At 46.8% G+C, this 5,655-nt stretch carries 5 protein-coding genes and 1 pseudogene; 4 read left to right on the forward strand and 2 right to left on the reverse strand.

The features are described from left to right. Nucleotides 1-251: pseudogene (locus QT974_RS18845) on the forward strand (calcium-binding protein); the annotation flags it as partial. Nucleotides 252-324: 73 nt separating this feature from the next. Here QT974_RS18845 and QT974_RS18850 read toward each other — a convergent pair. Beyond that, on the reverse strand, nucleotides 325-771 hold the full coding sequence (locus tag QT974_RS18850) for a hypothetical protein (protein ID WP_333469965.1): 447 nt from the start codon (nucleotides 769-771) through the stop codon (nucleotides 325-327). Between the two features lie 318 nt (nucleotides 772-1,089). Between QT974_RS18850 and QT974_RS18855 the strand changes: the two genes are divergently transcribed. Both QT974_RS18855 and QT974_RS18860 read left to right on the forward strand, forming a co-directional pair. Then, entirely contained in the window at nucleotides 1,090-1,932 is an 843-nt protein-coding gene (locus QT974_RS18855) for a photosystem II manganese-stabilizing polypeptide (RefSeq protein ID WP_333469966.1), read from the forward strand. A gap of 638 nt (nucleotides 1,933-2,570) precedes the next feature. Then, nucleotides 2,571-3,344, forward strand: a complete 774-nt coding sequence (locus QT974_RS18860) for an RNA polymerase sigma factor SigF (protein WP_333469967.1) — start codon at nucleotides 2,571-2,573, stop codon at nucleotides 3,342-3,344. A 229-nt stretch (nucleotides 3,345-3,573) separates the two neighbouring features. Here the strand turns inward: QT974_RS18860 and QT974_RS18865 are convergent, their stop codons facing one another. Next, nucleotides 3,574-4,740: a pyridoxal phosphate-dependent aminotransferase gene (locus tag QT974_RS18865; protein ID WP_333469968.1), complete on the reverse strand. Its 1,167-nt coding sequence runs from the start codon at nucleotides 4,738-4,740 to the stop codon at nucleotides 3,574-3,576. Between the two features lie 236 nt (nucleotides 4,741-4,976). On the opposite strand from QT974_RS18865, the gene QT974_RS18870 reads away from it, so the two are divergent. Further along, nucleotides 4,977-5,489, forward strand: a complete 513-nt coding sequence (locus QT974_RS18870; protein ID WP_333469969.1) for an adenine phosphoribosyltransferase — start codon at nucleotides 4,977-4,979, stop codon at nucleotides 5,487-5,489. Nucleotides 5,490-5,655 lie beyond the last annotated feature (166 nt).

The raw sequence follows: 5,655 nt of genomic DNA on the forward strand, positions 1-5,655 counted from the left end.
CTCCGACTCCGACAACTACGACTCCGACTCCGACAACTACGACTCCGACTCCGACGGCTACGACTCCGACTCCGACGGCTTCGAGGATTCCGACTGCGCCGACTGTTACGGCACCTGATTCGATGGTGTCAATTAAGTCTATCGCCCCGACGCCTATTCCGGGACTGTTACCAATCCCTGGCCAAACGCCGATATTTCCGATATTTGTGCCGAACCCGATAGCGGTACCTCCTACACATTTCGGGTTCTAGGTGCGATCGTGCAGCTCTGTGATGAGTTTTGAGTTAATGTAAAACTTACAAACTCAAAACTCATCACTCAAAACTATTTCAAGCCTTCCTCAGTCTCGGCCGAGTGTTCTGGTGACTCGGGCGAATTGTTTTCTAGGGGAGATAATTGTTGGGCGTACCCCAAGATCGATCGAAGTTTCATGCGGTGGATGTAAGGCCAGCCGCCATTGGCTTCAATATTCCTGAGCAGTTTGTAAAGTGCTTGGCGGTTGTCGGGAAAAGACGCTTGGAACAAACCGTCGCGTATTTCCCGGTGCGAAGCTTCCAACGCCCGCAGCAAACCCAAAAGTAGCACGCTGTCTCCCTGACAACTTTCGGCTAAAGTCCGAAGCGCCTCTGTCAGCGATTGCAGTTGAGACTGCAACTTTTCTGACTCTAAATCTTTGCCGTTGTCCATACCGCTGCTTCCTGTGAAATCTACAAGGCCTCTGTGCCCGGCCGCTGGTGTCAGCCGACTAATCAAGCTAGTGGCGATCGTCATTCGGGGGCAATAAGCAAAGTAACTTAAGTAGGTTGACGATCGCAATATTAATTTGCAGTCTAAGTCAAGAAAAGAGCACAACCCGTCGTAGGATGTGTATTGGGCTGCGATCCGAACTTGATTGAGAAATCAAAAGTTATTGCTTATTTTTACTGCACTGCGCCAGATTTTTTTAGTCAATGCCGGTGTGGGTGAAGTGAGGGATCAGGATCTAAATGCTACCCGAGGCGCTGGCCTAGCCTGCCGGCGGGCAATTATATTTTGCTCGAACTAGGGCTTTTTCTTAATATAATCCGATGTTGGATATTGAGGTTGGCAATGAAATATCGTGCTTTAATTGTTGCACTTTTAGCATTTTGCATGAGTGCGCTGGTTGCTTGTTCTTCTGCTCCTGACACGACGGTGGCGACTACCGAGTTGCTCACCTACGACGAGATTAGAGGTACGGGATTGGCTAATAACTGCCCTAGCTTGGCAGAAACTTCTCGCGGTTCGATCCCCATCGAAGCGGGCGGCACCTATAAACTGACTGGTATGTGTTTGCAGCCGACAACTTATTTTGTGAAGGAAGAACCTGCAAACAAACGCCAAGAAGCCGAATTTGTTCCTGGTAAATTGCTGACGCGGTTCACGTCGAGCATTGACCAAGTTCAAGGTACGCTCAAGGTTGGTAATGACGGCACTCTGACTTTTAAAGAAGAGGACGGCTTGGACTTTCAAGCGATTACGATTCAGTTACCGGGGGGAGAGCAAGTACCTTTCTTGTTCACTATTAAACAGTTAGTAGCCAGTTCCGATCCCGGAGTAGTTGCTATCAATACTTCTACGGATCTCAAAGGCGACTTTAACGTTCCTTCTTACCGCAGCGCGGGCTTTTTAGACCCTAAAGCTCGCGGTGTATCGACGGGCTACGACAATGCTGTAGCGCTGCCGGCGACAGACAACTCCAAGCTGAATCGGTCTAACGTTAAGCTGGCTGACACCCGCAGCAGAGCGGGCAAAATTTCTCTCCAAGTTGCTAAAGTCAACAGCGCCACTGGCGAAATTGGCGGGATTTTTGAGAGTACACAGCCTTCTGATACTGATTTGGGAGCTAGACCTGCTCTGGACGTGAAAATTCGCGGTTTGTTTTACGCTCGCATTGAGCCTTCTGTGTCCTAACATTGCCTTTGTCGATCGATCCTCTACGTTGGCGCAGCCCCCGTAGGGGCGGGCTTTGGGTTCGATCGCTTCGCTAACGCCAACAAATTTGAGCAGTTTTTTGCCCTAAAGCTGCTGCTCGCCGTTCATTAGCCAACAGTCTTGAGCACCATAACTGAAGACTGTTGACTAATGACTAAATTTATGATTACAGTGTTATTACGTTGCCAGTTATTAAACAACGATTTTTAATTAGTTAAAGTATTGCGATCTAACAAATTTCCGATTATAATGTGGTGTGAAAAATCAACACCAGTAAAAATACGGGTGTTGCTGAACAATTTCCGACGATCCAGACCAAAAACTGATACAAGCTGTGACGATATTGAGGGTAAATTTCAAAATTTGAGACGGGTTTTGAATCTCCCAAATTATTAATCTGTGGAGTAAATCTCAAATCGAAAAATGTAAAAATGGAAAATCTGCGATCGACTGACAGGCGCCAAATCACAGCGCAGTCGCAAAGTTAAACGGATGTGTCCTCCGTCACAGGTATCAAGTGCTAGGATTACACCACCTCAAGATATTTTTTTTAGACTAGATTAAAAACTACGTCTAAAGCAACATCAGTCCCCTGCTCTACCAACCCTTATGCAACCATGTCTACCACAGTCCCGAACGACCTAAAAAGCGAAAATTTGCAATTGTTGCGCCAGTACCAACATTCTGGATCGAATGAAGTCCGCAATCAGTTAGTTCAACTGAATATTGGACTTGTGAGAAAAGAAGTTTATCACTGGATCAACCAGTGCGGTGAAAGCTACGACGATTTGCTGCAAGTGGGGTGCATTGGGCTGATCGGGGCGATCGAGCGATTTGATATCTCGAAGGGACACGCTTTTAGTTCCTTTGCAATTCCCTATATTCGGGGAGAAATTCAGCACTACTTGCGGGACAAAAGCCCTGTTGTGCGAGTTCCCCGCCACTGGCTGACCCTGGAACGCAAATCGGTCGCAGCAATCAAAGATTTGCAAGTACAGTTCAACCGCAAACCTACGGATGCTGAAGTCGCAGCAGCGCTTGAGGTGTCTGTAGCAGAATGGCAAGAAATTAAGTTAGCGCATCTAAATCGATCGCCTCTGAGTTTGGACGCGCCGATGCAAGATGAAGATGAGGGCGCGACTTGTCTGGGAGAATTGGTGCCCGATAGTAAGTATCGGAGTTTTCAGTTGGCGCAAGAGGATCAAATTCGCGTACAGCAAGCTTTGGCGATGTTGGAACAACGGACTCGGGAGATATTGGAGTTTGTTTTTCTGTACGATTTGACACAGAAGGAAACGGCCGAACGCTTGGGTATCAGCGCGGTGACTGTTTCTCGGCGAGTGAAGAAAGGGCTGGATTTGCTGAAGGAAATTATGACCAAACAGCTTTAGTCAGTTGACAGTTGGCAGTTGGCAGTTGGCAGTGGTGAGTAGTCAGTGGTGAGTAGTCAGTTACTATCAATGACCAATGACCAATGACCCATGATATCATGTCCGGTCGATTACGATAACAAAAACGGTTCGTAGTGCGGACTTCAGTCCGCAAAATGCTGCGGACTTCAGTCCGCACTACGAACGAATATTATTGCTGTTAATCGATCGGACACGATATGACTAATTTTTAGATGTTGCGAACAAATTTATCGAGCCTTTCTACGGCTTTTTTAATTGTGCCTAAATCGGTGGCATAAGACAAGCGAATGTGGTCGTCTGCACCAAACGCAATCCCGGGAATAACTGCGACTTGATGCTGTTCTAAGAAAGCATCGCAAAATTGTAGAGAAGTCATTCCTGTTTTGCTGATATTGACAAACATATAGAAAGCGCCGTCTGGTTTGATGCAGCTAATTCCAGGGATCGCATCGAGCAATTCAAATATTACCTCACGCCGATCGGCAAAAGCTAGTCGCATTTTTTCCACAGACTCTTGGCTGCTTTCCAAAGCTGCGATCGCCCCGTACTGTGCAAAGGTACACACGTTTGAGGTACTGTGTCCTTGAATGGTGCTGGTGGCTTTGATTAATGCGATCGGCCCAGCTAAATAGCCAATGCGCCAGCCTGTCATCGAGTAACCCTTGGCAAAACCGCTGCTGACGATCGTGCGATCGAATATTTCTTTACCTAGGGAACCGATGCTGACGTGTTGAGCGCCGTCATATATAATTTTTTCGTAAATTTCGTCCGAAACGACTAAAATATCTCGATCGACTATCACCTCGGCCAGGGCTTTAATTTCCGCTGGAGTGTAGACCATTCCCGTCGGGTTAGAAGGCGTATTCAGCACAAATAACTTGGTTTTGGGAGTAATCGCTGCACTCAGTTGTTCCGGTGTAATTTTATATCCTGTAGAAGCATCCGTCCGTACAATTACGGGCTTGCCGCTGGCGAGTTTGACCATTTCTGGATAGCTGAGCCAGTAGGGAGCCGGAATAATTACTTCATCTCCCGGCTCGATCAGAGCCATCATCAGATTGTAGAGCGAATGTTTGCCACCGTTGGTGACAATGATATTTTCCGGTTGATAGTGGAGATTGTTGTCGTCGTGGAGTTTGCGGGCGATCGCAGATTTTAACTGCGCTTCCCCAGCCACAGGGCCGTACTTAGTCTTCCCCGCGTCCAAAGCTTGCTTTGCCGCCGCTTTAATGTGTTCGGGGGTATCAAAGTCTGGTTCTCCGGTGCTCAAACTACATACATCAATCCCTTCGGCCCTCATAGCTTTTGCCTTAGCTGCGATCGCCAAGGTTATAGAAGGAGGAACCTCACCCACTCGTGCTGCCAACTTGATCATTGGATTTTAGATATTATATTTTTGACTTTAGATCATAGGTTGACAAATCTTGATATTCAACCCTGTTGTTAGGAAATTATGACATTTGTTTACATAGTACGTAAAGCATTCAGCAATTAAAAAATTAAAACTAACGAAGTTCTTAGTTTTAATTTTTATTTTTAAATTTAAAATTTTGACGTTATGATTGTAGCATTTTTGATGCCTCGTTACCCTCAACGTCGATCTGCAAGCTTATGGATCTCAAATCTCTGATTCGCGACATTCCAGATTTCCCCAAGCCGGGAATTATGTTTCGAGACATTACAACTTTGCTCTGCAACCCGCAAGGACTGAGCTACACTATTGACAGTTTAGCCGAAAAATGCTCTGCAATGTCTGCTGACTATGTGGTGGGCATGGAATCGCGGGGCTTTATTTTTGGCACGCCTTTGGCTTATAAAATGGGAGTGGGCTTTATTCCCGTCCGCAAACCGGGGAAACTACCTGGAGAAATTTATTTTGCTGAGTACGAGTTGGAGTATGGTGTCGATCGACTGGAGATGCACCGAGATGCGATGAAGGCCGGCAGCCGGGTGCTGATTGTGGATGATTTAATCGCCACTGGCGGAACAGCGGCCGCGACGGCTAAGTTGTTGGAGCAAGCGGGCTGCGAGCTTGTCGGTTTTGCTTTTGTCATCGAATTGCTGGCTTTGGGCGGGAGGCAGAAATTGCCGGATGTGCCGATCGTCACGCTAGTCGAGTATTAGAAATATGTAGTTTGGGTTGAGGTCACGAAACCCAACTCTTGATTTAAAATAAGGTGTTGGGTGAGTGGATCTCATTTTTGCAAATATATTCGTATGGGCTCTCGCATTTCGGCAGTAAATCTCTGGTTCTCACTAATAAATTGTCTGCCGAAATGCGAGAGCCCTT

This window comes from Microcoleus sp. BM001215392 (assembly GCF_036700185.1).
GTDB lineage: Bacteria > Cyanobacteriota > Cyanobacteriia > Cyanobacteriales > Microcoleaceae > Microcoleus.